This window comes from Komagataeibacter sp. FNDCF1, from assembly GCF_021295335.1.
GTDB lineage: Bacteria > Pseudomonadota > Alphaproteobacteria > Acetobacterales > Acetobacteraceae > Komagataeibacter.
Map to the genome: position 1 here is coordinate 533,075 of NZ_JAIWOT010000001.1, position 26,573 is coordinate 559,647.

General features: G+C 64.0%; 22 protein-coding genes. 7 read left to right on the forward strand and 15 right to left on the reverse strand.

Features of this window, described 5'->3' with window-relative positions:
* Positions 1–92: 92 nt before the first annotated feature.
* Positions 93–1,016 carry a bile acid:sodium symporter family protein gene (locus LDL32_RS02435; protein WP_233064298.1) on the forward strand — a complete coding sequence of 308 codons (924 nt, stop codon included), beginning with the start codon at positions 93–95 and terminating at the stop codon, positions 1,014–1,016.
* Positions 1,017–1,051: 35 nt separating this feature from the next.
* Here LDL32_RS02435 and LDL32_RS02440 read toward each other — a convergent pair whose 3' ends face one another.
* Positions 1,052–1,240, reverse strand: coding sequence for a hypothetical protein (locus LDL32_RS02440; protein ID WP_233064299.1), 189 nt, complete (start codon positions 1,238–1,240; stop codon positions 1,052–1,054).
* A 150-nt stretch (positions 1,241–1,390) separates the two neighbouring features.
* Between LDL32_RS02440 and LDL32_RS02445 the strand changes: the two genes are divergently transcribed.
* Positions 1,391–2,398 (forward strand): LLM class flavin-dependent oxidoreductase, encoded by a 1,008-nt coding sequence (locus LDL32_RS02445; protein ID WP_233068662.1) that lies wholly within the window; start codon positions 1,391–1,393, stop codon positions 2,396–2,398.
* Positions 2,399–2,495: 97 nt separating this feature from the next.
* Here the strand turns inward: LDL32_RS02445 and LDL32_RS02450 are convergent, their stop codons facing one another.
* The 6 genes from LDL32_RS02450 to LDL32_RS02475 all read right to left on the reverse strand — a co-directional run bounded on the left by LDL32_RS02450 (position 2,496) and on the right by LDL32_RS02475 (position 9,028).
* On the reverse strand, positions 2,496–3,257 hold the full coding sequence (locus tag LDL32_RS02450; RefSeq protein WP_233064300.1) for a 2-keto-4-pentenoate hydratase: 762 nt from the start codon (positions 3,255–3,257) through the stop codon (positions 2,496–2,498).
* Positions 3,258–3,392: 135 nt separating this feature from the next.
* On the reverse strand, positions 3,393–4,385 hold the full coding sequence (locus LDL32_RS02455; protein WP_233064301.1) for an ABC transporter ATP-binding protein: 993 nt from the start codon (positions 4,383–4,385) through the stop codon (positions 3,393–3,395).
* Complete coding sequence (locus LDL32_RS02460) at positions 4,382–5,413, reverse strand: ABC transporter ATP-binding protein (protein WP_233064303.1); 1,032 nt, start codon at positions 5,411–5,413, stop codon at positions 4,382–4,384. The genes LDL32_RS02455 and LDL32_RS02460 overlap by 4 nt, the downstream gene beginning before the upstream one ends.
* Positions 5,403–6,377 carry an ABC transporter permease gene (locus LDL32_RS02465; RefSeq protein ID WP_233064305.1) on the reverse strand — a complete coding sequence of 325 codons (975 nt, stop codon included), beginning with the start codon at positions 6,375–6,377 and terminating at the stop codon, positions 5,403–5,405. Before LDL32_RS02465 ends, LDL32_RS02460 begins: the two co-directional genes overlap by 11 nt.
* Complete coding sequence (locus tag LDL32_RS02470) at positions 6,374–7,375, reverse strand: ABC transporter permease (protein WP_233064306.1); 1,002 nt, start codon at positions 7,373–7,375, stop codon at positions 6,374–6,376. Before LDL32_RS02470 ends, LDL32_RS02465 begins: the two co-directional genes overlap by 4 nt.
* Entirely contained in the window at positions 7,376–9,028 is a 1,653-nt protein-coding gene (locus LDL32_RS02475; RefSeq protein WP_233064308.1) for a glycoside hydrolase family 32 protein, read from the reverse strand. It abuts the gene before it with no gap.
* A 427-nt stretch (positions 9,029–9,455) separates the two neighbouring features.
* Here LDL32_RS02475 and LDL32_RS02480 point away from each other — a divergent pair, with 427 nt between their 5' ends.
* Genes LDL32_RS02480 through LDL32_RS02490 form a run of 3 tightly spaced genes read left to right on the forward strand, consistent with a single transcriptional unit; the run spans position 9,456 to position 15,417 of the window.
* Positions 9,456–12,647 (forward strand): efflux RND transporter permease subunit, encoded by a 3,192-nt coding sequence (locus tag LDL32_RS02480; protein ID WP_233064309.1) that lies wholly within the window; start codon positions 9,456–9,458, stop codon positions 12,645–12,647.
* Positions 12,647–13,834 (forward strand): efflux RND transporter periplasmic adaptor subunit, encoded by a 1,188-nt coding sequence (locus LDL32_RS02485; protein ID WP_233064310.1) that lies wholly within the window; start codon positions 12,647–12,649, stop codon positions 13,832–13,834. Before LDL32_RS02480 ends, LDL32_RS02485 begins: the two co-directional genes overlap by 1 nt.
* Complete coding sequence (locus LDL32_RS02490; protein ID WP_233064311.1) at positions 13,831–15,417, forward strand: efflux transporter outer membrane subunit; 1,587 nt, start codon at positions 13,831–13,833, stop codon at positions 15,415–15,417. Before LDL32_RS02485 ends, LDL32_RS02490 begins: the two co-directional genes overlap by 4 nt.
* Before the next feature lie 313 nt (positions 15,418–15,730).
* Here LDL32_RS02490 and LDL32_RS02495 read toward each other — a convergent pair whose 3' ends face one another.
* Positions 15,731–17,662: a TIR domain-containing protein gene (locus LDL32_RS02495; RefSeq protein ID WP_233064312.1), complete on the reverse strand. Its 1,932-nt coding sequence runs from the start codon at positions 17,660–17,662 to the stop codon at positions 15,731–15,733.
* 66 nt (positions 17,663–17,728) lie between these two features.
* On the reverse strand, positions 17,729–19,654 hold the full coding sequence (locus tag LDL32_RS02500; protein ID WP_233064313.1) for a hypothetical protein: 1,926 nt from the start codon (positions 19,652–19,654) through the stop codon (positions 17,729–17,731).
* A gap of 244 nt (positions 19,655–19,898) precedes the next feature.
* On the opposite strand from LDL32_RS02500, the gene LDL32_RS02505 reads away from it, so the two are divergent.
* Positions 19,899–20,087 (forward strand): hypothetical protein, encoded by a 189-nt coding sequence (locus LDL32_RS02505; RefSeq protein WP_233064314.1) that lies wholly within the window; start codon positions 19,899–19,901, stop codon positions 20,085–20,087.
* Positions 20,088–20,178: 91 nt separating this feature from the next.
* Here the strand turns inward: LDL32_RS02505 and LDL32_RS02510 are convergent, their stop codons facing one another.
* The 6 genes from LDL32_RS02510 to LDL32_RS02535 all read right to left on the reverse strand — a co-directional run bounded on the left by LDL32_RS02510 (position 20,179) and on the right by LDL32_RS02535 (position 25,450).
* Positions 20,179–21,447, reverse strand: a complete 1,269-nt coding sequence (locus LDL32_RS02510) for an AGE family epimerase/isomerase (protein WP_233064315.1) — start codon at positions 21,445–21,447, stop codon at positions 20,179–20,181.
* Positions 21,440–22,300 (reverse strand): glucose 1-dehydrogenase, encoded by an 861-nt coding sequence (locus tag LDL32_RS02515; protein ID WP_233064316.1) that lies wholly within the window; start codon positions 22,298–22,300, stop codon positions 21,440–21,442. Before LDL32_RS02515 ends, LDL32_RS02510 begins: the two co-directional genes overlap by 8 nt.
* A gap of 450 nt (positions 22,301–22,750) precedes the next feature.
* A complete protein-coding gene (locus LDL32_RS02520; protein WP_233064317.1) occupies positions 22,751–23,776 on the reverse strand; it encodes an MYG1 family protein in 1,026 nt (341 codons plus the stop codon).
* Positions 23,777–24,031: 255 nt separating this feature from the next.
* Positions 24,032–24,367, reverse strand: coding sequence for a hypothetical protein (locus LDL32_RS02525; protein WP_233064318.1), 336 nt, complete (start codon positions 24,365–24,367; stop codon positions 24,032–24,034).
* Between the two features lie 105 nt (positions 24,368–24,472).
* Positions 24,473–24,658, reverse strand: coding sequence for a hypothetical protein (locus LDL32_RS02530; protein WP_233064319.1), 186 nt, complete (start codon positions 24,656–24,658; stop codon positions 24,473–24,475).
* Between the two features lie 90 nt (positions 24,659–24,748).
* The gene (locus tag LDL32_RS02535; protein WP_233064320.1) at positions 24,749–25,450 is read right to left on the reverse strand and encodes a pirin family protein; all 702 of its coding nucleotides are present in this window, start codon (positions 25,448–25,450) and stop codon (positions 24,749–24,751) included.
* Positions 25,451–25,623: 173 nt separating this feature from the next.
* Here LDL32_RS02535 and LDL32_RS02540 point away from each other — a divergent pair, with 173 nt between their 5' ends.
* Entirely contained in the window at positions 25,624–26,565 is a 942-nt protein-coding gene (locus LDL32_RS02540; protein ID WP_233068664.1) for a LysR family transcriptional regulator, read from the forward strand.
* Positions 26,566–26,573 lie beyond the last annotated feature (8 nt).

Consider the following 26,573-nt stretch of genomic DNA (forward strand, 5'->3'; position numbering starts at 1 on the left):
GTGGTTTGATGGCGGGCGTGCTGTCTGTTAAGCCTCCGCCCCTGCATGCGAGAGGAGGGAATGGTGATCGCATCCTGTTATCCGGATTACCCATGGCGGCGCTGACGCGGCTTTTCCCGCTATGGGCCGTGCTCGTCTCGGTTGTGGCCGTGCTGCGTCCGGCACCCTTTGTTGCGCTGACCCCCTGCATCACCCCGTTGCTGGCGTTCATCATGTTTACCATGGGGGTAACGCTGGGAGTAGGGGATTTCGTGCGGATTGCGCGCCGTCCGGCCCCGGTTCTGGCGGGCGTGGCGCTGCATTACCTGGTCATGCCGCTGGCGGCATGGGTTATCGCGCGGCTCATGCACATGCCGCCCATGCTGGCGACCGGCATGGTACTGGTGGGGTGCGTGTCCAGCGGCACGGCGTCCAATGTCATGATCTACCTGTCACGCGGCGATGTGGCGCTGTCGGTCAGCATCAGCATGCTGTCCACGCTGGTGGGCATCGTGGCGACACCGGTGCTGACCCGATTCTATGTATCCGCCGGGGTCAGTGTCGATAGCTGGGGGCTGTTCCGTAGTATTGTGGAAATCGTGGCCCTGCCGGTCATGGGCGGGGTGATGGTGAACGCGACATGCGCGCATCTGGTCCGCAGGGTGGAACCGGTCCTGCCGCTGGTTGCCATGGTGTCGATCATGGCCATCATCGGCAGCATTGTCGGCGGTGTGGCGCCAGCGCTTGGCACGGTCGGCCCGCTCGTGCTGGTGGGGGTGGTGCTGCATAACGCGACCGGCCTGCTGGGCGGGTACTGGGGCGGCCGCCTGCTGGGGTTTGACGAGTCCGTCTGCCGCACCCTGGCGCTGGAGGTCGGCATGCAGAATTCCGGCCTGGCGGCCACGCTGGGACGGCTTTATTTCTCGCCGCTTGCGGCCCTGCCGGGCGCCGTGTTCTCCGTATGGCACAACATATCGGGCTCGGCGCTGGCAGCACTATGGGCGGGCCGTCCCTTGCGTGGCCGGGACCCTGCCTGAAGCCACGGGCAATCCGGTCACGCAGGGCGCGAGGTTCAGGGCGTGGGCGCCGTACCGGGCGGGTAGAACAGCAGGAACAGCACGATGATGATCAGGACGATGGGCAGCAGGCCCAGGCCATTGAAGCCCGTGCTCCTGGGGCCTCCATACCAGCCGGAACGGAAGCCATAGCCCCCACCCCCGATGGCGAAGATGAGCAGGATGATGATGAGAAGGGTCAGCATGGGAAAACTCCACAAAATGCCTGTCCACCCAACGTGGCCCGGTCATGATGGTTGCCCGTCGCCATGGCATGCGATCCGGTGCAGGCTGGATTTCGACCCTCCGGTTCCCATATGCCCCGTATCCGCCTTCCGTCATGCCGAGATATGCCGATGATCCCGTTCTCCGTTCTTGACCTGTCGCTCATCACACGCGGGCATGGCCCGGCGGATGCCTTCCGCAATACGCTGGACCTTGCACGGCTGGCCGAAAGCCTTGGCTGCGCACGCTACTGGCTGGCTGAACATCATGGCATGCCGGGCATTGCCTCCGCCGCAACGGGTATCCTGATCGGGCAGGTGGCGGCGGCGACACGCCATATCCGCGTGGGTGCCGGCGGGATCATGCTGCCCAATCATTCCCCGCTGGTCATAGCCGAGCAGTTCGGCACGCTTGAAAGCCTTTTTCCGGGCCGGATCGACCTTGGGCTTGGCCGCGCGCCGGGTTCGGACCAGCGCACCGCGCACGCCCTGCGGCGTGACCCGCACGCGCCGGAGCGTTTTGCCCACGATGTGGAAGAACTGCTCCATTATTTTGAACCCGCCAGCGAGCAGGATACCCATCTGGTCCGCGCCATTCCCGGCGCGGGGCTGCAGGTGCCGGTCTGGCTGCTGGGGTCTTCGCTATTTTCCGCCGTTCTGGCAGCACAACTGGGTCTGCCCTACGCCTTCGCTTCCCATTTCGCGCCAGCCCGGATGGAGGAGGCGATCACCCTCTACCGCCACCGCTTCACCCCATCCGCACGCTGCCCGAAACCCCATGTCATGCTGGGCGTGAACATGATCGCGGCTGACAGCGTGGAGGAAGCCGGGCATCTCGCCACATCGCTCCAGCAGTATTTCATCGCACTCCGCCGCGGGCGGCCCATTGCCTTTCCGCCGCCGGTTGCCGATACCACCGGCCTGTGGTCGGCAGGGGAGCAGGCCATGCTGGACCATGCGCTGGCCTGCACCCTTGCGGGCTCGGCCGATACGATCACGCGGCGGCTGGCGGCGTTCATCAGCCGCCATCAGCCTGATGAACTGCTGCTGGCGCTGCCGGTGTACGACCATGCGCTGCGGCGGCGCTCACTCGAACTGGCCATGACCCTGCGCGACGGACTGGCGGCAGGTATGGCCTGAAGGCCGCCATATCATCGCATCGGCCGCAAACCGTCATATCCCGCCGGCGGGAGCATGGTTACGGTAATATCGGCCCGTCTGCCGCGTTGCCGCGCATTCAGGCCAGATGGGCCGTGACCTGACCGATGGAGGGAAAGCTGGCCTTGACATCGGTGCCATGGCCCACAAAAACCGTGCCCGTGGCCGAACCCGTGGTGACAAGACAGCCTGCGGCCATGCCCAGCCCCCGCTGTGACGCATGGTTGGCCAGCCAGACCAGCAGGCGCAGCGGGTCACCTGCGGCATTGCCGCCCACATGGTCGGCCACGGTCCTGTCATCGACTGTCAGCACCACCCGTTCTTCAGCCGGGTTGACCCTCTCCCATGCCGGCTGGCCAAGGCCCACGATCAGCGCGCCATGGCTCTGCTGGTCAGCCATGTGCAACAGCCTGTGCTGGGAGCCGGGTTCTTCAAACCGGGTATCGATGATCTCGATGACGGGATGGATCGTGCCGATGGCCGCCAGCACTTCCGCGCGCGTATACCCTTCGGGCCGTGCAGGCAGGGCATGGGCGAAGCGGTAGCCGATCTCGCCTTCCACCCCGAGGTGGCGGCACAGGTCAGGGGGTACCGTGGCGCCGGTGGTGAACATGGTGGCGGTATGGATGGGTGCCGCACCGGGTTCGGCCTGTGGCCCGTCAGCCCCGACTTTCCACCCGCCAATCGGCCCCAGGAAGCCGCCAACCGCATCCTGCACCGCACAGGCACCGGCCACGTCACGGGGTACAAGGGCCGGATCGATCGTGGCGGGCGGCGGGACCTGTCCCCGTCTTACCGCAAGGAACAGTTCGGTCAGGGTAGGTATGGAAGATGTGGGCATATGGCAGTGTTTCCCGCTGGCAGGTCAGGGCGATACGTTGGCATACCTTCGGCCATGGTGCCATGCTTCCGGTATGCTTCGCCCCCATGCCGGGTCCATGGCGCGCGGGGCGCATGGCAGGATTGAGGGCCGGATTCAGGGCGCATGATCCGGTGGCAGCGGAAAATGGCAGGCGACTTCATGGCCGGGCCGCAATGTGTGCAGCACCGGGTCTTCCCGCGCGCACCGCGCCTGCGCGACCGGGCAGCGTGCATGGAAACGGCAGCCCGTACGCGCGGCGGTGGGGCTTGGGGCATCGCCACGCAGTTCAAGGGCGCGTGTGGCCCCTACCACGGGCTGCGGCACGGCGGCCATCAGCGCCGCGGTATAGGGATGGGCCGGATGGTGCAGCACGGCGTCCGTCTGCCCCAGTTCCACGATGGCGCCAAGATACATGACCGCCACCATGCTGGAAATCTGCCGCACCACCGCAAGATCATGGGCGATGAACACATAGGTCAGCCCCAGTTCGCGCCGCAGGTCGGCAAACAGATTGACGATCTGCGCCTGCACCGACACATCCAGCGCCGAGACCGGTTCATCCGCCACCACCAGCCGGGGCGACAGCGCCAGTGCGCGGGCAATGTTGATGCGCTGACGCTGCCCGCCCGAGAATTCGTGCGGATACCGCGCCAATGCCTGAACAGGCAGGCCCACAAGGTCCATGAGTTCATGCAGCCGCGCGGTAATGGTGGCAGCCGGGCGCCTGCGGCCATCGGGGCCACGGTGGACGCGCAGTGGCTCGGCCAGCAGGTCGCCAATGCGGCGGCGCGGGTTGAGAGAGGCGCTGGAATCCTGGAACACCATCTGCATGCGTGGCCGCAGCGCGCGCAGCCTGCGCTCGGGCAGGGTGGTGATATCGTGTCCTTCGAACAGGATCTGGCCGGAGGATACATCGGCAAGCCGCAGCATGCATCGCCCTAGCGTGGACTTGCCACAGCCGGATTCCCCCACCAGTCCCAGCGTCTCGCCGGGCATCACACGAAGCGAGATGCCATCCACCGCCCTGAGCATGCGCCCATGCGGCAGATGGTAGGTCTTGTGCAGGCTGCGTAGCTCCAGCAGCGGCGCGGGGGGCGTTGCGGTCATGCGCGGTAATCCGTCACGGGCGCGCGCGGCGGCAGGGGATGTCCCTCAACCGGAAGCACGCAGGCCGCCTGCTGGCCATGACCCACCGCCACCAGCGCTGGCGGTGCGGGGGTGCAGGCGGCATGCGCGTAGCCGCAGCGCGGGGCGAACGCGCAGCCGGTGGGGCGCGCGCCGGGTGGTGGGGGCGCACCGGCTATGGCGGGCAGGCGGTCGGGGCGGGGGCCGCGCAGGGGCGGGATGGAATCCAGCAGCCCGGCGGTATAGGGGTGGCCGGGCTGACTGAACACGCGCGCGGTCGGCCCCGTTTCCGCCATGTGGCCGGAATAGAGCACGAGCGTGCTGTCACAGGTCTGGGCCACAACCCCCATGTCATGGGTAATCAGCAGGATGGATGACCCATGCCTGCCGCGCAGCGAACGCAGCAGGTCCAGAATCTGGGCCTGCACGGTTACATCCAGGGCGGTTGTCGGTTCATCGGCAACAAGCAGGCCGGGATTGCACGACAGTGCCATGGCAATCATCGCGCGCTGGCGCAGCCCGCCCGAAAGCTGGTGCGGGTAGTGGTCCGCCATGCGGGCTGGGTCGGGCACGCCCATGTCGCCCAGAAGCCGCACGGTGCGGGCGCGGGCATTGCTGCGGGAGATTTTTTCATGGGCGCGGATCTGCTCGTCGATCTGCCAGCCTATGGTGTAGACCGGGGTGAAGGCCGTCATCGGGTCCTGGAAGATCATGGCGATGTCCCGCCCGCGCAGGCGGCGCAGGTGCTTTTGCTTCATGCCCACCAGTTCACGCCCGCGAAACAGGGCGGACCCCGTTACCTGCACGCCGGGGCTGTCGATCAGTCCCATCAGCGCCATGGCGGTCACCGACTTGCCCGATCCGGATTCCCCCACCAGCCCGACGATCTCGCCTGCCTGCACGCTGAAGGAGACATGTTCCACGATCGGGATCATGCGCCCGCGCGCGGGAAAGCTGACACACAGGTCACGCACCGCCAGAAGGGGTGGGGCAGCGGGATCAGCCTGCATCACGCACCCTGGGGTCAAGGAACAGGTAGACAATATCCACCACCGCATTGGCCAGCACCACGAAAATGGCGGAATACATGACCGTGGCCATGATGACGGGCAGGTCGAGCGTGGTCAGGGCGCGATAGGTCAGCCTGCCCACGCCGGGCAGGCCGAACACCACTTCGGTCAGCAGCGCGCCGCCACCGGCAAGCTGGGCAAAATCCAGCCCGAACAGGGAGACGAACGTGACCATGGACGTACGCAGCCCGTGGCGCAGCAGCACCCGCGCGGGGGAAAGTCCCTTGGCGCGCGCGGTGCGCATGAAGTCCTCGCCCGCCAGCGCTACGAGGTCGTAGCGCAGCACGCGGCTGTATATGCCAATGAACATGACCGCCAGCACAACCCACGGAATGACCAGCGCCCGGAACCACCCCAGCGGGTCCTGTGTAAAGGGCACGTAGCCCAGCCCCGGCACCCATGAGAACAGCCATGTGTCATGATAGCGGCTTTGCGTGACCAGATTGGTCACCTGCCCCAGCCAGAATACGGGTATGGAAATGCCCACCAGCCCCAGCACCATCAACCCGCGGTCCACCCATGTATCCTTCATGGCTGCCGCCAGCGTGCCCATGGCAATGGAAACCGTAACCCATATCACCGCCGCCCCGCATACCAGGCACGCCGTGACCGGGGCGGCCTGCATGATTTCGGGCACCACGGCCTGGCCGCGATTGGCGTAGGATGCAAGGTCGCGGGTGATGAACAGCTTCTTCATCATGATGGCGTACTGGATTGGCAGCGGGCGGTCGAAGCCATATTCGTGGCGCACTTTCTCCATGGTCTGTGGCGATGCGCCGCGTCCGGCAATGCGTGCGGTGGGGTCGGCGCCGGGGGTGGCGAAAAACACGCCAAACACCAGAATGGACACGCCAAGCAGGACAAGGGCCGTCTGGCCTGCCCGGCGCAGCACGGCAGCCATCATGGCGCGCGCCGCCCGCTGTCGCGCACGTCCAGTGCATCGCGCAGCCCATCGCCCAGTATGTTGAGTGCGAGCACCACGACCACGATGGCAAGCCCCGGTGCCACCGCCACCATGGGGCGGGTATAGATCAGGCCCTCGCCATCCTGAATGATGGTGCCCCATGAAGCCTGCGGGGCCTGCACCCCCAGCGACAGGAAAGACAGCGCGCTTTCCGCCAGCAGCGCCAGCGCCATGACCAGCGGGCCAAGCATGACCAGCGTGGTGGCCAGGTTGGGCAGGATATCGCGCAGCATGATCCGCCACACCGGCACGCCCAGCCCGCGTGCCGCGGTAACGAACTCCGCCTGTCGCAGCGCCATCACGCGGCCACGTATGGGGCGGGCGGCATAGGGCGCGTAAACCAGTGCGATGATGAAGACCGGGATCAGCAGGCTGTCCGCATGCACCACGAATGGCCCCAGCCGCATGCTCTGGCTGACCATGACGATGGAAAGCGAAATGGCGAAAAGATAGACCGGCACCGCCCACATGATATCCATGAGCCGGGAGATGAGCGTATCCACCATTCCGCCCAGAAAACCGGCGGCAATTCCCGCTATCCCCGCCAGCAGCAGGCACAGTACCGCCGCCCCGGCCGAGATGAGCAGCGAATTGCGCCCGCCATAAAGCAGCCTTGCCGCAACATCGCGCCCCTGGCTGTCAGCACCCAGCAGGTAGGCTGCCCGCCCCGTCGGCCCGATGGGGCTCAGGCCAAGGTGCAGCGGGTTGTCGTTGGGCTGCATGATGTCCACCTCCCGCCCGTCCAGCATGAGGGTACCCGCCACGTTGGAGGCAAACGGGTCGGTATGCGCCACATAATGGGCATAAAGCGGGGCAAGGAGACTGGCCAGCACCACCAGCCCCAGCACCACCAGCGCCACCATGGCGGGGACGTTGCGCGCAAGGGCCATGGCCGCCTGCCGCCATGGCCCGGGTGCTGGATGGGGGGGCGCTGGCATTCAGGTGCCAGCCGTCCCGCGCGGCATGGTCTTGCGCAGCGGGTACAGGTCCAGGCTGCCGATCGTGGCCCCCGCGCCACTGGCCTCAAGGCGCAGGAATTCAAGCGGGCTTGCGGGAAAGACCAGCGCCGTGCCCACGGCCAGGCCGCCATTGGCAAAGATTTCCAGCGTGCAGGCATCCAGCACGATGCGGATATCGAAATGCCGGTCATCGGGGTCCAACGCGGCTGAGAACTGGCCGGTGAAGAACGGCTGGGCAAAGCCCGCAAGGTTGCTGCGGTCCAGCCATAGCTGGCCCGAGAACGCATCGAAGCCGATGCTCAGCTTCTCGCCGCCCTCATTGCCGAATGTGATGATGAAGCGCCCCGTGCGCCCTTTGTCACCCAGCGGCAGGCCGTGGGGGCGCTCATCCACGGTCACACTCATGCACAGGTCCAGTGCGCGGCCCTGCGGCAGGGCCACCTGACGGCTCTCGCCCGCAGCAAGCCTGCCGGCGGGGAAGGCGACGGGCGTATCGCGCAGACTGTCCAGCCCGCGCGGGCTCTGGGCCAGGCGCAGCCAGCCGGAAAAGTCGCGCCTGAGCACCATCGTGCGTGGCAGGGTCATCGCACCGCGCCAGCTCTGCGTGGGCAGTTCCTGCGCATACTGCCAGTTGCCCAGCCAGGCGATGGATACCGCCTCCGCATCGGGCATGTTGCTGTAGACCTGCAGCGCGTAGGCATCCTTGGCAAAGTCGGTCAGGCCGATCACGGTATCATCGGGGATGAAGCGCGTGCCATCGAACCGGCCAACAAAATACTGCGTGACGCTGCCGCCGGACGGGGCACCGGGATTGAGCGACACGAACAGCACCCAGCGCGTGCCACCGCCTTCCACCGGCACCTCGATCAGGTTGGGACACTCGTAATCCACGCCATACAGGCCCGATGGGCCGAAATCGCTCAGATGCACCCAGTGGATCAGGTCGGTGGAAGCGTAGAAAGCGATCTGGTGCAGCCGTGATTTCGCCACCACCATCACCCACTGTCCCGTCGGTCTATGGAAGCACACCTGCGGGTCACGGAAGGAATTGCTGCCGATATCGAGTACCGGATTACAGGCATGTTCCTCAAAGGTCTGTCCACTGTCGTGACTGATGGCCAGATACTGTGCCTGGGCATGCGGGCTGGCACGGGTGTACAGCACCGCCATGCCGCCCCGTGGCGTCCCGAACAGGCCGCTTGCATTGCGGCAATCCATGACCGCGCAGCCGGTAAAGGCTTCTCCCGCCCCGGTTTCATCCAGTGCGATGGGCTGGTCCGTCCAGTGCAGCAGGTCGGGGCTGGTGGCATGCCCCCAGTGCACATTGCCCGCATAGGGGGCGAAGGGATCGTACTGGTAATACAGGTGATAGCGCGTGCCATCGAAAACCAGCCCGTTCGGATCGTTCATGAAGCCCGTGGTGGGCGTGAAATGGATCGTGGGCCGGTAGGCCATGTCATCTTCCGTTTTCATTACGGGGCGGGGCATGTCGCCGGGCTGGTCGGCGGGGGAGGAATGGGATGCATCGGGCCTGTCCGTCCGCATGTGGTCGGGTGCCTGCCGGGGCAGTGGTGCGCCAGGGCAGGGCAGGGCGGCGCGGTGGCCGGGGCGGGGAGAAGATGCATCCGTCATGAAACCCAGCCTATACCGATGCGCAGGCGCGACCAAACGGTTTTGCCATGGTGCCGGGTGTGAGGGCTGGCGGCGGGGCAGGCGGTTTCATTAAAAAGCCCTTCATGAAAATAAAGTAATGATAAAGAACAGATTGATTAATGAAAACTTATTTTAAATATTAATCATACATACTTTGTAAAAAACATGTATCTGTCGATCCAGGCAGATGCCGCATGAATCCATGCCGGCCCGCCACAGACCGACCCTGCCGGAGTACCCCGTCATGCCCAGTCCCATCACTACGCTCCCCATGCCGTAAGGCGCGTGGCCGGCCTGGCTGGCGACGCGCTGCCTACAGATACAATAAAAAACCATATGCGCGCGTATTGCGGGCCATCGGCTGCAGCAGGCAGCATTTTTTACAATACAGGGAATTTCCTGACCCATGAATGCCATCGTAGTCACCGCACTACGTCGGCCCTATACCTTTGTGGTGCTGTCGATCCTGATTGTGGTCTTTGGCATCATGTCGGTATTGCGTACGCCGACGGATGTGTTCCCGAATATAAAAATACCGGTCGTGTCCGTCGTCTGGACCTATGGCGGCATGCTGCCGGAGGAATTCGCGGGCCGTATCATCTACAATTACGAACTGATGGTGACCTCGACCGTCGAGGGCATCGAACATATGGAAAGCAGTTCGTATTACGGGCGCGGCATCGTCAACATATACTTCCAGCCCGGCACCGATATCGGCAAGGCGGAAGCGGAAGTCACCGCCATATCGCAGACGGTCATAAAACAGCTTCCCGAAAACATTCCATCACCCATGGTGATGAGCCTCGACGCCTCATCCGTGCCGGTGCTGACGCTTCAGGTCACGTCCGACAGGCAGACGCCATCCGACCTGTTCAAGCTGGCCATGATCCGTGTGCGCCCGCTGCTGGTGACCGTGCCGGGTGCCGTGGTGCCACAGGCCTATGGCGGCATGGACAGCTTTGTCATGGTGGCGCTGAACCAGCAGCAGCTACAGGCGCACCACCTGTCGGCCATGGACGTGCAGAATGCCCTGCGCGGGCAGAATATCGTGCTGCCGGCTGGCGACCAGAAAATCTCGGCCACCGACTGGATGGTGCAGACCAACGCCACCCCGCGATCCATGAAGGAACTGGGTGATATCCCGGTCAAGCGCGTGGGTAACGCCGTGATCTATGTCCATGACGTGGCCGAAGTGTATCGCGGCGGGCACCCGCAGACCAACCTCGTGCTGGTAAAAGGCCAGCAGGGGGTGGAAATCGTCGTGATGAAAAGCGGCGATGCCTCGACGCTGGATGTCGTGGCGGGGGCCAAGGCGCTGCTGCCACGCATCCAGAAACTGCTGCCGCCGGATGTCAAGGTCAGCATCCTGGGTGATGCCTCGATCTTTGTTAAGGATTCGATTTTCGACGTCGTGCGCGAAATGCTGACGGCGGCCGCCCTGACCGGCATGGTGGTGCTGCTGTTCCTGGGGTCGTGGCGGCCCACGGTCATCATCGCCACCTCCATCCCGCTGGCCATCCTGTGTGCGATCATCGGACTGAACTGGGCGGGGCAGACGATCAATGTCATGACGCTGGGCGGGCTTGCGCTGGCGGTGGGCATCCTGGTGGATGACGCCACGGTGATGATCGAGAACATCGACGCGCATCTGGAAATGGGCAAATCGCTGGAACCCGCGATCATCGATGCCGCCAACCAGATCGTCATCCCCACCTTTGTCGCCACCACCTGCATCTGCATTGTCTGGCTGCCGCTGTTTGGCCTGAGCGGGGTCGCGGGCTGGCTGTTCATGCCCATGGCGGAAGCCATCATCTTCGCCATGATCGCCTCCTTCATCCTGTCGCGCACGCTGGTACCGACCATGGCCAAATACCTGCTGGCCGGTCATAGCGTGGCGGGACACGGGGATTCCCACCATTGCGAACCGCAGGTCCACAACCTGCAATATCCCAAGCGCCTGCCCGAACGCTTCCAGCAGGCGTTTGAGCGCGGGTTCAACAATTTCCGCGAAAGCTATGCGGGCGTGCTCAAGCGCGCGATTGCGGGACGCAGGCGGTTCGTGGGGGTGTTCCTTGGCGTCTCGGTCTGTTCGCTGGGGCTGTACCTGATCGCGGGGCGGGATTTCTTCCCCGAAACCAAATCCGGCACCATCCAGATGCACATGCGCGCACCACTGGGCACCCGGATCGAGGTGGCGGGCCGCGAGGCATCTCTGGTGGAAGACCGGATCAACGCCCTGTTCCCCGGCAGGGTGGACAGCATGATCGAAAACTGCGGCCTGCCCGAAGGTGCCCATAACCAGGCCTTCATTCCCACCCCCACCATCGGCACGCAGGACTGCGACATCACCATTGCGCTAAAGGACGAGGAAACGCCCGTCTGGGATGACCGCGTGATCCTGCGCCATGACCTGTCGGCGCGGTTTCCCGGCACGGTGTTTACCTTTCAGCCTGCCGACCTGACCGCGAAGATCCTGAACTTCGGATCACCCGCGCCCATCGACATCCAGATTTCGGGGCCGGACCTGCGCGACAATTATGATTACGCCCGCCTGCTGGTCAACCGCCTGCGCGGCGTGCCGGGGGCAGCGGATGTCGTGATCCAGCAGACCATGAAAACCCCGACCCTGTTCGTGCAGGGCAACCGCACCTTTGGCCAGGCCACAGGCATGACGGAAGCCGATCTGGCCAACAACGAACTCATGACCCTTTCGGGCAGCCAGACGGTGGACCCGCAATACTGGCTGGACCCGGCCACGGGCATCACCTTTCCGCTGAACGTGTATGTGTCACAGGACCAGCTGACGCATTTCAACAACCTCATGACCATTCCGGTGGACAAGGGCGACGGCGACCCGCAGGGGCGGCACATGCAGTTGCTGGGCGGTATCAGCAATGTCAGCGCCACGGGCACGCCGGGGCAGGTCTCGCACTTCAATTCCATGCCCGAGGTGGACATCTATGTCTCGGCCGAGGGCGCGGATCTGGGGCAGGTGACAACCGGCGTGCAGCGCGTGCTGGACCAGACGCGGGGGCAGGTGCCCGCCACCGCCGCCGTGGTGGTGCGCGGCCAGACCGAAACCATGCGCCATGCCTATGTCGAACTGGTGTTCGGGCTGGTGGTGTCGGTGCTGCTGATCTACCTGCTGATCGTGGTCAATTTCCAGTCGTGGCTGGACCCGTTCATCATCATCACGGCGCTGCCCGGCGCGCTGGCGGGGATCGCGTGGGCGCTGTTCCTGACGCATACGCGGCTGTCGGTGCCGGCGCTGACCGGGGCGATCATGTGCATGGGCACGGCCACGGCCAATTCCATCCTTGTCGTCTCCTTCGCCCGTGAACGGATCGAGGAACATGGCGACGCGCTGCGGGCAGCACTTGAGGCAGGCTACGGCCGCATCCGCCCGGTACTGATGACGGCACTCGCCATGGTGATCGGCATGGTGCCCATGGCCATGAGCAATTCCCAGAACGCGCCGCTTGGCCGCGCCGTCATTGGCGGGCTGCTGGTGGCCACTGTCTCCACGCTTTTGTTCGTGCCGTGTGTTTACGCAATCCTGCACAACCGTCCGTCCCGTGTCCGGGAGGAAATGAAGTGATGCCCACCCAGAACAACAGAAAAATCATCATGCTCGCCGGTGCCGCCGTTGTCGTGGGGTGGTGCGGGTACCTGCTGGTCGGGCGCGTGCAGCATGCCGCGGCCCTGCGGCGGGAGGCTGCCATTGCCTCCGTGCCCGATGTCATGGTCATCTCGCCACGCCACGAGGCGCGTCATGTCAGCCTCGACCTGCCCGGTACGGTGGAAGCCTGGTACCAGGCCCCCATCTATCCGCAGGCATCGGGTTACGTGCGCATGTGGTACAAGGATTACGGCGCACGGGTGGCAGCAGGTGACGTGCTGGCGGAAATCAACACCCCCGGCCTTGATGCCCAGTTCGCGCAGGCACAGGCGGACCTGCAGTCATCGCAGGCGAAATACGACCTTGCGGTGGTAACCGCCCAGCGCTGGCGGCTTATGGGCAGGTCACAGGCGGTATCGGGCCAGTCGGTATCGGTGCAGGATGCGAACGAAAAATCCGCCGCCGCCGATCTGGAGGCCGCGCGGCATAACCTTGACCGCTACGCTGCCCTTGAACGCTTCAAGGTCATTGTCGCCCCGTTTGACGGCGTGGTGACGGAACGCGACATCAACGTGGGCGACTACGTGCATGAAGGCGGTGGCAACCTGAATGCCACGGGTGCGGCCAGTGAACTGTTCAGCGTGGCCGACACGCACCAGATGCGGCTGTTTGTCTCGATCCCTGAGAACATGTCCTACATCCTCCAGCCCGGCCTGCAGGCCAGCGTGCAGGTGCCGCAGTTCCCCGACCGGCGGTTCGAGGCGAAGTTCCTGACCGTATCGGGCGGCTACGACCCCGATACCCGCACCAGCGTAAGCGAGTTTGTAATCGACAACACCGACCATGCCCTGTGGCCCGGAACCTTTGCCGCCGTCACCCTGACCGCGCCCGAACAGGCCGCCCACCAGACCATTCCCACCGGCGCGCTGGTGTTTCAGGAACACGGCATGCAGGTAGCCGTGGTGGACGGGCAGAACCATGCGCATTTCCACACCATAACCGTGGGCCGCATGGGGGATGGCGCGACGCAGGTGCTGTCCGGCGTGTCACCTGATGACCGGATCATCGACAATCCGCCCGCCGACCTGCTGGAGGGCGAAAAGGTACGTGTGGTCCAGCCCGCAGCCGGATACAGCAATGACACCGATGAAAAGGACGATGAATGATGACCCGCCGCATGCACCGTCCGCTGTGCAGGGGTGGTATCTGCATCCTTGCGCTGGTTTCTCTGGCAGGGTGCGATCTGGCTCCCGTCTACCATACGCCGCATTACGTCATTCCCGCCACATGGGAAGGACAGGCCCCCTTTGCCGTGGCCCGGCCGATGGATGACCGTATTCCCGCCGGCTGGTGGGCCGGTTTTGCCGACCCGCGGCTTGATGATCTTGAAGCACTGGCCGCAGCCCATAATGGGGACCTGCAGGCGGCCAGCGAGCGCTTCCTGCAGGCGCGCGCGATCGTAAGCGAGGCGCGTGCCGACCTGCTGCCCCATTTCGGGCTGGCCTTTGGGGGCAGCAATAACAAAAGCTCCGCCGAGCGGCTGTTCCGCTACAAGGGGCCGATTACGGATTCCGATGAATTCTATGGCGGCATGGCCTCATGGGAGCCGGATTTCTGGTCCTCCATCCGCAACCGTGTGCGGCTGCAGAAGGATTACGCGCAGGAAGCGGCGGCACAGTATGCGTCCGCACGGCTCAGCCTGCAGGCGGAACTTGCCAGCGATTACTTCACCCTGCGCGGGCTGGATGCGCAGGCGGCGATCTATACCCAGTCGATCCGGTATTATGAAGAATCCCTGCGCGTGACCCAGACGCGGCTGCTGGACCAGGCGGATTCACGGCTGGATGTGGCGCGCGCGCAAAACCAGCTTTACACTACCCAGGCCCGCCTGCTGGACATTCAGGCCCAGCGCGAGGTGATGGAACATGCGCTGGCCGTGCTGGTCAACGTTGCCCCGTCATCCTTCCATATCGCAGCGGATGCGCATCTCAACGCCACCCGCTTCACGCTGGCCGCCCCCATGCCGTCGGATCTTTTGCAGCGCAGGCCCGACATTGCCGTGGCCGAACGCCAGATGGCGCAGGCCAACCGCGCCATCGGCATCGCACGCGCAGCATTCTATCCGCATGTCTCCTTCCAGATGAATGGCGGGTTTGATGACAATGGTTTCAACCTTGCCAACCTTGCCAATTCCATGTGGTCCTATGGTGCAACCGTGACCATGCCGGTGTTCGAAGGGGGCCTGCGCCGCGCGCAACTGCAGCAGAGCTGGTCCGCCTACCGTGAAACCCGTGACCACTACCGTGTCACCATCCTCAACGCCTTCCGCGATGTGGAAGATGGCCTGTCACGCACAAGACGGCTCGATGGCGAGAACGACCGCCTGCGCGCCGCCGTGGGAGCTGCCAGCCAGACACAGGATATTACCATGAATCTGTACAAAGGCGGTCTTGCCACCTATCTGGACGTGCTGATCGCCCAGGTCAGCACACTTGATGCCCGCATTCAGCAGGCCGAGGTCCAGACACGTTACCTGCAGGCCCGCATCGGGCTGATCCGCGCATGTGGCGGCGGATGGGATGCAAGCCAGCTGCCCGCGCCCAACAGCCTGTTCTCGGTTGACCCGCTGCAGTATTCCGGCCTGCATAACGCGCGGCCAGCGGGCGATGTGCCCGCTCCACACAGCCATGGGCCGGACGGAGATGATGACCTGACCGGGCCTGTCCTTACGCCCGGCCTGCGCCAGTAAGGGCGCAAGCCGCTGCGGAACAGTTTTGACAGGACTTTTTTTAAGAAAAGTTTCCGGGTGCCGCCTGTTCTGAAATAAGGCGGTACCCGGAAATCCCAGCTTTGTCGCCAGCACCGGCAGAACCCGGGAGCCGCCGGATACGTAAGGGAAAACAGGCCATCCGGCGTTCGTGCCCGATGCGACCATATGACGCACGCTGCAGATGCCGCATGCCGGGTCCGTCAATGGCCATCCCGCATGTTGATGTCGCCCCGGTGCGACAACTGCGCACCAGTGTGCACCGGACGGGCAGCAAGCGGGACAGGCCTGATGGTCAGCGCAGGCGGCGCAGCTTGTTGACCGTCATTGTCTCCACCAGCGAATTGTCAATGGGGCCGACAAGCGTCTGGATATCCGCTGCGGACAGTGGGGCCGCCAGATGCGACATCAGGATTTCAAGGCCCTCTCCGTATGAGGAAAACAGGCCGTCAAGGATACCCTGTGCCTGCTGCACGGTGATTCCCGACGGCAGCATGCCGTGGATTGTCCGCAGGACCGTCAGACGCTGGCCGTACTGTCTGTCACCCAGAAGTGCCAGAATATCCGGCACTGTCTGTGGACGGGCAAGGACCGGCTGGAGGGATGTAACGGCGTCGGACCAGTAACTCTCGGTCTGTGTCAGAACCGGAACCACATCCTGGCCACTCAGGTCATGCTTCAGATGGGGGGCAAGTATGTCGATCCCGGTCTTGCGCATTCCGTTTTCGGTACCGTTCAGCAGCGCGACCACGTCACCAACCTCCATCCCGGCAGGAAGGCGGGACGCGATCAGGCGGATGCCATCCACCCGATAAGTGCCGGTTTCGGCAAGAAGGTGGACGGCATCCGCGGGCAGCAGCGTCTGGGGCATGACAGGCTGCAGGTGCCCGATGGCGGTCTCACGCATCCCGTCACTTGTCATACCCAGAAGCCGGACAAGGTCGGGGCCGGAAACAGGGCGTCGCATCTTGGGTACGATGGTACGCAGGGTATCGACCCAGTAGCTATTCGTATCACTCAGGAGCTTCAGGGCCTGGTCCGGGGTGATGTCTCCTGCGCAACGGTGCATCAGCGTGGCGATGGCCTGGCTGCGGCTTCCATCCGTCATGTCGCCCAGCAGCGAAATGGCCTCGTCAGCACTTATCTCTTCAGGCAGGGAGGACACCAGTTCCCTGATGGTATCGCCCCGGTAACTGTCCGTAGACCCCAGGAAGAACTTTGCCACGGATACGGGAATGGGCCGGGGCAGATGGGGAAGAAGATACTGGATGATCTGGTTGCGCGCACCATTCGTTTCATCCTGAAGCAGGCGACTGGCCTGCTGGTAGGAAAGCTGGGTGTCCTCATCCCCCAGGGCGTGGTTGGACATTGCCGACAGCCTGTTGCCCGGCTCCATTCGTGCAAGACGCGCCACGATCGGCTCAACCGCGGCAGAGGACGGGCTGGCTGTTTCCGGCATGGGTGCCGGGGCGGCGGCCGGCGCGGGCGGCTGGGGCTGCGCGGCGGGTGGCTGTTCCTGTACCACGGGGGCCGGAGCCTGAACCGGCGCGGGAGCGACCGGTGCTGGCGTGGAAGGTGCCGCAGCGGGGCGGGCAGGGGCCTCTGGCGTGGGCGCGGCCTGCTGGATGGCCGGTGCTGGCGTCGGGGCCGCCACATCGTGCGCCGGTTCATGGCTGGAGCCGTGCATGAAAACCGCAGCACCCGCACCAAGGATACCCAGCGCCGCAACCGTCCCACCCGCGAGCAGTTTCTTGCGCATGCCCCCGACAGGCTTGGCATAGGTCGCGGCCGTACTGGGGGGCAGGTCGGCCCCGCCCGCAATGGCAATCTCGCGTTTCAGCGCTGTACACAGGCGGTTGAGCGTCGCACCATAATCATTGAACAGATCAATGAACTGGGCGGTGGTAAGCTGGTACTCAAGCGACCCGGACGGCATGATATCTTCGATGCGCGCGGGAATGATCGGCTTGCTGCGTTTGCTGGCAATGGCCAGTTCCTTGGCAATTTCCTTTGAACTGTTCGCGTTCTCGCTGAACAGGAGCAGGATGACGGAGCAGCGGTTCATCGCATCGATGATGGCGTCCTGGTAGTCAGCGCCGGGTTCCACGTTGCGGGAACTGATCCAGCATGGAATGTCGCGCTTTTCAATGTCGGTAATCAGCTTGCGTGCAAATTCCCCGTCCTTGGACGAAAAGCTGATGAAAACCAGACCCTGTTCTTGTGACATCTAATATCCCTGTTTCTCAAATCGTCACTGCATCAAATAAGGAAAGACTGACCGCCCCGACGCGCATCATCCCAGCTTTGCCGTAACCGGGTGCGCACGGTGCGTCTGGATCCAGGCCGCGTTTTCCGCAAGCGATTCCTTGCCCAGAACGATCATCAGGTCGCGCCATTCCTCTTCCACGAATGCGTCATCGGGATTGTGATGCAGGATTTCTTCCAGCACCTTCGCCTGCCGTCTTGCATGGTCAAATACACTGGCCGCCTGCCCGTAGGCGTGCAGGTGTTCCTCAAACAGCCGCAATTCCGTGAAGGCAAGGAAAAACGCCGCAAGGGCGGGAAGGACGCCAATGATGACGGATGGCATTTCCCGCATCCATTCCGGCCACGCTTCCGACAGTTCCCGGCCCAGGATCATCTGTGCCGCCAGCAGCCCGATCACGACAGCAACCAGCGCGCCGACAAGCAGGCGGACGGCCAACTGCGAGAACCGCAGGGCATTTTTGTACTGCGTGACCCGGCCATCGAAATATGCCCTCTGGTCCTCGATCCAGGACTGTCGGACGGTCAGACGTGGCACGGTTTCCCGGCGGAGCGCCGATGCCATTGCCAGAAGGGACGGCCCGCGCAGGGCCAGCCGGATCCATCCCAGTTCACCCTCATGCTGACGCATGTAGTTATCCGATACCGAGACCGGTATGCCCGACAGGCCCCAGAAGAACTGCACCCGCAGTGCTTCGGCCAGGGCGCGCTGATCCTGGTACAGGTTCTGCCACTGCCGGCGGCGTACCCGCAGCCAGTAGAAGGCCGTCGCCATGGCCAGAATCCCTGCATATCCCGCCAGCAGGGCCGGGTTTTTGCCAAATTCGCAGTATCCTTCAAAACACATTGCCGAAAGGGGAACCGCGGCGGCAAACCAGAACAGGCTGCCAAGGCGTGTGCGGCCGGGCGCGCGGCGCTTCCACGGCAGGCCGGGTGCCCAGTCGCCCAGCAGGAACTGCTGCGCCTGTGATGAGAGGGTATCGGCCGCGGCAAAGATGTTCCGGATCTGCCCGAGGTCCGGATCCTGCGCCACCGGATCGGTCGCATTGATGCCGGACGTCGCATTCGGTCCGGAAGCGGCAGAATTCTTCGGGGGGGTCACAAGGTAGCTGGCACTTTCCAGGCAGAGCCGGGGTTCGGTCGCCTGTGTTTTCAGCAGGGCGGTACGCGCTTCGCAGATAAAACGGAAATCGGGCGGCATCCGTGTGCGCAGGACATCAACCCATGCCCGGTCCGGTGAACGGACATCCAGGGGTTCCCACAAAGGGTTGGCCTGAAGATCCGGAAGCCTGCCTTTCGTCCCCTCCGTGCTGAGGTCGCTCCACCATCGTACGTTTCCGGCCTGTGCCACGGCATCGGGCATTGCGGCCACGCGCGGGGTTTCGATCTGGAGGATCGGCCCGCAGCGCGCAAGTTCGAGGCGGGGCAGGCGGGAAGAGAAGATCCTGCTTGCCCGGAACAGGTCCACCCCGACATCACCGAATTCGCCGCTGGTCCGGATGCTGACGACATGGGCCGTTCCGCCACGTTTCTCCCTGCGCGGGCGGCCATTGCGCCGGGAACGGGGGTCGGCGTCCGTGCCGTCCCACAGGGCGAGGAGAATGTGGCTCTGGCGGGCCAGGAACACGCCCAGCTGTTCATATTGCAGGACCTCCGCCTGGTCTGGCGTCTGGCCGGGGGTTTCCACGCGCGGAAGGGCAAAGCGGACTGCCGTCCGGGGATGATCGTAGAGTGCGTCCATCTGCTTGCGCGCAGCGTCATCCATCATGGTGGCGCGATAGGCGTTCCGTTCCATCGGCAGCGCGCAGACAAGGGGAATGCCGAGTTCCAGCGCCGTGCTGGCCACCATCTGGTCCGCGCCTTCGGCAAGGGCGGACAGGACGCATAAATTGTCATGATACAGTCCTGACAGTGCGGATAGCAGGTCGCGGACACGGGCACGTACGGCCGGCATGGCCTCAGGATGAATATCACGATGACCCGATACACCGACAATAATTGGGAGCGTCAACCCCTTGGACATAAATTCAGCAACCTTGAAAATACCGTTTTGACTGGACCATAAAGCATAATTTCATTCATGCAGAAAGGCGTTAAATACGCCTGATGCAATTCGTTCGGGTATTGATTTTTTTTAGATCTGTTTAAAATAATTCTATACCGGTGCCCCGCAGGTCGGGGTTCCGGGAGATTGTTTCGTGACCGGTATGTTCCGGGTTACGGCATGGGCGCGCATTGATCTGACCACCATTCCTGCCATCTCGGGCTTGTGGCGCATGATCGGTGGCATGACGCCGGGTGCCGGAAAATCCGGCGTATGGCGCGCATTTCAGCGCGCCGGTGTTCCGCTGCGTGGTGGCGGGCGGTATCTGGCGAACGTGCCCTGATGTTCACATGTATTCACGCCGGTTTGCGGGCCTGCGGTCAATCGGGACATGCAGGAGAAAGCATGCAGGGGGTCATGCCCCACGCCCGCGGCTAGCCGTCCAGCAGGGCAACGGCGGTGGCAAAGCTGGGTGCAAGGGGCAGCAGCGGCGATATGGTGGCCTGCCATGCGTGATACAGGTCCGCCTTGCCGGCATAAACGGTGGCGGAGGGATGATTATGTGCGTCCAGTTCCTGTATCCAGCCACCCTGCCTGCGGTCGATCATGTACATATCGATGTAATCCCAGATCGTGCGGTACCAGTGCTCGTAGCGTGAATGGCCGGTCCGCTTGAGCAGGGCGGCCGCAGCGGTAAGAGCTTCCGCCTGGCACCAGTGGGGGCGGTTGTGCACGACCGGACGGCGCGCCCAGTCCATTGTATAAAGCAGGCCGGGCGCGCCATCACGCTGCCAGCCGTTGTTCATGCCGCTGTGGAACAGTTCGACCGCATCTTCCAGCAACCATGAAGGGGCATGGCCTTCCGTACGCAGCAGGGCGGCTTCCAGCTTGAGCAGCAGGTGTGACCATTCCACAAAATGCCCCGGCGTCATGCCATAGGGGCGCAGGGCATCGGCGGGCCGGTCCCGGTTGTAGGATTCAAGCACCTCCCAGTCGCGGCTGTAGTGTTCAGGCAGGCAGTAGCCCGCGTCCCGCGCGTAGGTATGAATGAAGCGTTCAGCCACACGGAGCGCCCGGTGCCGCCACACCGCGTTGCCGGTTACATCGGCCACCGCCATGCAGGCCTCGACGGAATGCATGTTCGCGTTTGCGCCACGATAGTCTTCCTCATCCGACCAGTCCGTAGCAAAGCTCTCGCGGAATACGCCTTCCGTCTCGCTCCAGAAATGCTGCTCCCATATGTCCAGTGCCGTATCGAGCAGTTCCCGCGCGCCCGCCACCCCGGCAATGCAGGCCGATGACGCGGCCAGCGCCACAAAGGCATGCAGGTATGCCTGCTTGCGGGAATCCGCAGGCGGTCTGCCATCCACGGCCGGGGTCAGGTACCAGCCACCGTGGGCATGATCGTGCAGGGCGCCGCGCAGGCTGGCCACGCCGTGGGCTGCCAGTGGTGCGCAGCCGGGCAGGCCCCGGCCCATGGCCACGGCATAGACATGGGTCATGCGCGCGGTAAGCGTGGCGTCAGCCCCGGCCCCCGGCTGCAGCCGCCCGTCATCGCCAAGGGCGGCAAAGCCGTGGGGCACGCGCGATGGCTTGGAAAAATCCAGCAGCCGGCGGCCCTGCATGTCCAGCCAGCGGCGATGTGGCCCGAGGCGGAGCCACGAGGCAACCGGCAGCATAAGCGCCGGCAGGGCTTCAGCCATTGATGATCATCCCGCCATTGACGTGGATCGTCTGCCCCGTGACATACGATGAATCCCGTGCCGCCAGATAGACATAGGCCGGCCCCAGTTCGCTTGGCTGGCCCACGCGGCCCATTGGCGTCTTTTCGCCCATATCGGCCACCGCCTGCGGGTCCACCGGCCCCCAGCTTGCGGGCTGCAGCGGCGTCCAGACAGGGCCGGGTGCTACGGCGTTGACCCGTATCCCCTTCGGGGCAAGCTGCAATGCCAGGGCGCGGGTAAAGCCCATTTCCGCAGCCTTGGTGGTGGTATAGGCCACCAGCGACCGGTTGCCTGCAAAGGCATTGATGGAAGATGTGTTGATGATCACGCTGTCCTGCCCCAGATGGGGCAGGGCCGCGCGGGTGATGTAGAAGTAGCCGTTGATGTTCACGTCCATATGGCGCTGCCACTGGGCGTCGGTAATGTCGGTCAGGTCATTGCTGACATACTGCACCCCGGCATTGTTCACCACGATATCAAGGCCGCCGAATGTTTCCACGGTACGCTTTACCGCATCGTTGCACACGGCGCTGTCCGATACGTCACCACGAATGGCCAGGCCGCGCACGCCCTCGGCTTCCATCAGGCGGACGGTCTCCTGCGCATCTTCATCCTCTTCAAGGTAGAGGATGGCGACATCCGCGCCCTCACGTGCAAAATGCAGGGCGGCGGCACGTCCGATGCCGCTGTCACCGCCCGTGACAAGCGCCCTGCGGCCTTCCAGCTTGCCGCTTCCCCTGTAATCCGCACGGATATGCTCGGCCTGCGGGTCCATCAGCCGCTCGATACCGGGCTGGTGCGGCTGGCTCTGTGGCGGAATGGTCTGGGTCATGGTTTCTCCGGCATGGCTGTTGAAACTGGGGTGATCCCGGGCGTGGAACCACACATGACAGCCCAACGCCATGGGAGCGGGATATGTTTCATCCTTATTATTACATGCTGGGGACAAGTGTAAAAATACAGTTAACAACGGTAATGGGAAATATTATGTTATTATTTACCTGTCCCATTTCTGCGAATTACTGCCCGGCGTGTCCGGGCTGCCGCATGCACGGCGGTACCATGCGGCATTTCGTGTTGCCCGCCGCCGGTACCGCGGGTCAGACGCCCATCGGGGTGTGACCTGCCGCACGTGCCCGCTTGCTGGCGGTCGCTATGCATCGTGCATGACAGGGCATGGGCCGTGCAGGGCAGTGGCCATCCCCACGGCATCATACCGCCTGCCACGCCGCCAGACCTGCATGGCATGACAGCCGGCGGCCGGGCGGCGCGTGCGCGGGGGTCAGGCCGTGGCCTGGGCCGCCGCGTCGATTTCCAGCGCCAGGCAGGCCATCCTGACCGCGCCCGCCCTGCTTGCCGCCCCGCAGATGAAGCGGGCGGGATGGGCAAAGACCGCATCAGGCACGCCCGATACACGGGCAAGGTTTTCACCCTCCAGCCCACGCCATGCTTCGGGCAGGGAGACACGCTGGCCAAAATCTCCGCGTGTGGGGGGAACCGCCTTCACGTTCCATCTGTCGGCCCCGGCAGGGGAGACGACATAGACCACCGGCAGGTCATGCTCGAAAATCACTTTTTCGGTCGGCATGCCTGTATCCATGACCAGAATGCGCTTGTCCTGTGCCGCTTCATAGGCTTCCAGCACACGGTTCGTGGCCTTGAGACTGGCCCGGACGCGGTCCACGGCATTGACCAGATAACCCGCGACCGTGGTCGCAGCTTCGGCAAATCCTGCCGTTTCACGCGCGCGGGCCTGATCCACGCCGTACAGTTCGGCGGTGTCCCATGCGGGGCGGCAGGCCGCCACGATATCTGCCAGCGAGAGCTTGCCCATCTTGACCACGCCGTTGTCATCCTGATCGATTGGCAGGACAAGCGACCGGTCAATCGCCTGCCAGATCGCGGTCAGTTCCGCTTCATCCGCCGGGGTAGCCAGCAGGTTGCGGATGGCGGCAATGCCGTAATCCTTCCACAGCAGGCCCGCGGCACTGTAGGGCGTGCCGTCTTCGCGCAGGGGCTTGTCCTTCATATGGTGGTCGTATCGGCCCGTGGCGGGGTCGTACACACCGCCTACATCAAACACGATATCGGCTGCCCTGATGCGTTCGGGTGCGCGGGTGCGGGTAAACTGCAGCCGGTCACCGGGCGTATTGGCCATGACACGACCGGCCAGGTCGCCCTGCGGGGCCAGGGCGTAGTGAAGGACGACATAGCCCAGCGTTTCATCAAGGTGGAAATTCCCCGAATGGGTCACGGCCGTGATGGAGGCTGTTCCATTATCAAGACCAATGGGGGTGTGTTGGGGCATATGGGAACCTGCGGTGGGCTGGGGTGGAAATCCGATTGCCCCCTCATGCCGCAAAGGCGCTGGCAAGACAATATCCCCGCGTCCCGGCCGGTATCCGGCCATGCACCTGACGGACGTGCCCGCCATTTCTGGAAAAAAGGCGGGAATTCCCGATGCCGTTTGAAAAAGCGCCGCCGGAACCGTTCCCGTGATGCAGTGCGCGGGCCGGTCGCGAGGGCAGGGCGCAGGTGTCGTCAGCCGGATATGATCATTAAGTCAGGCGGCCGGACCCGAGCCCATCAGGTCGGCAAGCAGGCTGTCGAGAAAGGTGTGGGGCCGGGAAGCTGTGTCCTGCTGTGGGCCGGGGCTGTCATCCGCAGGGACGGGCGGGTTCCGGCCGGATGCCAGATCCCACAGATACTGGGCCCGTGTCCGCTCCGCCTGCATGGAAACCGCTGCGCGCCGTAGGCTGTCCAGCGCCGTGCGGGCATTTTCATCGTCTTTTTTTACAAGGGGAATCAGTGCTTCCGCCGCGTCACTGACACGGGCCTGGCTTTCCTCGATCCGGGTGCAAAGATTGAAATAGGCTTCCGCTACGGCTTTGGGGTCCACGCGCTGTCCTCCACGGCAAATCGCCCAATACCGTAGCGTAAACACCCGCCCGGTGCGAGCCGGTGCGGGCATGGCAGCCATACCCCGGCCCGACCGGCGGGTGCGCTACCAGCGCCCGCTGCCCGCCCCCATGGGGCCGCCCCGGTATGGCCTGCCGCCACGGCGGTCATAGCCATCACGATAATATCCATCATTCCAGCCCCGGTCATGATGATGGTGGCGCGGCCCGTAACAGCCAGCAAGCGAGGCCGCCATGACAAGGGCGGCCATGAACTTCATGGTATGGCGCATCGATACCTCCTGTAACATGGGGGCTGAACGCCCGATGTGGCGCGGAGTTCGGGCGGCCCGGCATGGGCCGCCCGGGTCCGTGGCGGCGGATTACGGAGCCGTGTCGACCAGCACGATCTCGGCATCCTCCAGCGCGCGCACGCTCAGCACGTCCGTGGCGGAAATGGCGGCGCCATCACGCTCGCCCACGCGCACGCCCTCGATCTCGACCGCGCCACGCGCCGGAACCAGATAGCCAAGCCGGCTGGCGCCCAGCGGGTACTGCACGACCTCCCCCTTGTGCAGCGTTGCGCCCAGCACGCGGGCATCGGTGTTGATGGGCAGGGCATCGCCATCCTTCCCGTCACCGGATGCCAGGACGACAAACCGGCCCGCGCGGTCCCCCTTCGGGAAGGCACGCGTACCCCATGATGGCGCATGCCCCGTGCGATCAGGCATGATCCAGATCTGGAACAGCCGGGTCGGCACCCCGTCACGGTTGTGCTCGCTATGGCGGATGCCGGTTCCGGCGGACATGACCTGCACGTCCCCCGCTTCGGTGCGGCCCGTATTGCCCAGGCTGTCCTGATGGGTGATGGCGCCTTCGCGCACATAGGTGATGATTTCCATGTCACGGTGCGGGTGGGTGCCAAACCCTGTGCCGGGGGCAATCATGTCATCATTCCAGACCCTGAGCGCGCCCCAGTGCATGCGCGCGGGGTCGTGGTAACTGGCGAAGGAAAAATGATGCCGGGCATCCAGCCAGCCATGGTCGGCGTGGCCCAGCCTGTCAAAGGGACGGATTTCAATCATCTGACGTACTCCATGTTTTATGTCCTGACCGGGATGATAACGTCCATGCACGCTGATCCATATGGAAATGATGGAAACCTATCATTTCCATTTAATGCATATGGCAATGCAGACACCGGCGGCATTGTCAGTTATGGAAACCAGGAATGGGGCGCATTGCTTGGGGTTGCATGATGAGACTGCCGGATCTTGAAGCCTGGGCCATTTTTGCAAAGGTGGCGGAACGTGGTTCCTTCGCCCGCGCGGCAGAGGAAATCCAGCTTTCCAAGCCAACGGTGTCCAAGGCCATAAGCAGGCTCGAGCATGCGCTGGGGGTCGCGCTCCTCAACCGCAATTCCCGCCAGATGTCACTGACGGAGACCGGCCGCGCACTGCTGGGCCATGCCAGCCGGATCCTTGCCGAAGCCGAGGCCGCCGAGACGCAGGCCCGTGGCGGCACGCTCGTGCCATCCGGCCCGATCCGGGTTGCGGCACCCATGACATTCGGCGTACGGCATCTCTCGCCGCTGCTGCCCGATTTCCTGCAGCAGTATCCCCAGATCGACATGGCCATCGATTACAGCGATGCGCTGGTGGATCTGGTGGCGGGGGGATATGACGTGGCGCTCAGGATCGCCGCACTGGCGGACTCGGCGCTGCGGGCGCGGCGGCTGTGCGGCGTGCGGCTGGTGCTTGTCGCGGCCCCCGATTACGTGGCGCGGCTTGGGCACCCCGACGACCCGCGTGCGCTGGACGGCCATAAAAGCTTTGTCTACACCAATACCTCCGCCCCCGGCATGATCCGCCTGCATCACGTGCCCGATGGCCGGGAGTTCGTGCTGTCGCAGGCATCGCGGCTGCGCTCCGACAATGCGGAGGCCTTCCTGCCCGCGCTCGAAGCGGGGCTGGGTTTCGGGCTGTTCCCGGAATTCATGGTATGGGACGGGCTGAAATCCGGCCGCTTCGTACGCCTGCTTCCGCAGTGGGAGGCAGCGCCTGTTGCGCTCTATCTTGTCACCCCCGCCAGCGCGCTGCGCCCCGTCCGGGTCAATACATTCATTGATTATCTGGTGCGTGCCTTCGACCATCCGCCATGGGGGCGCGAAGATCCGGCCCCCGCGACCGGCACGCCATGAAAAAAGCC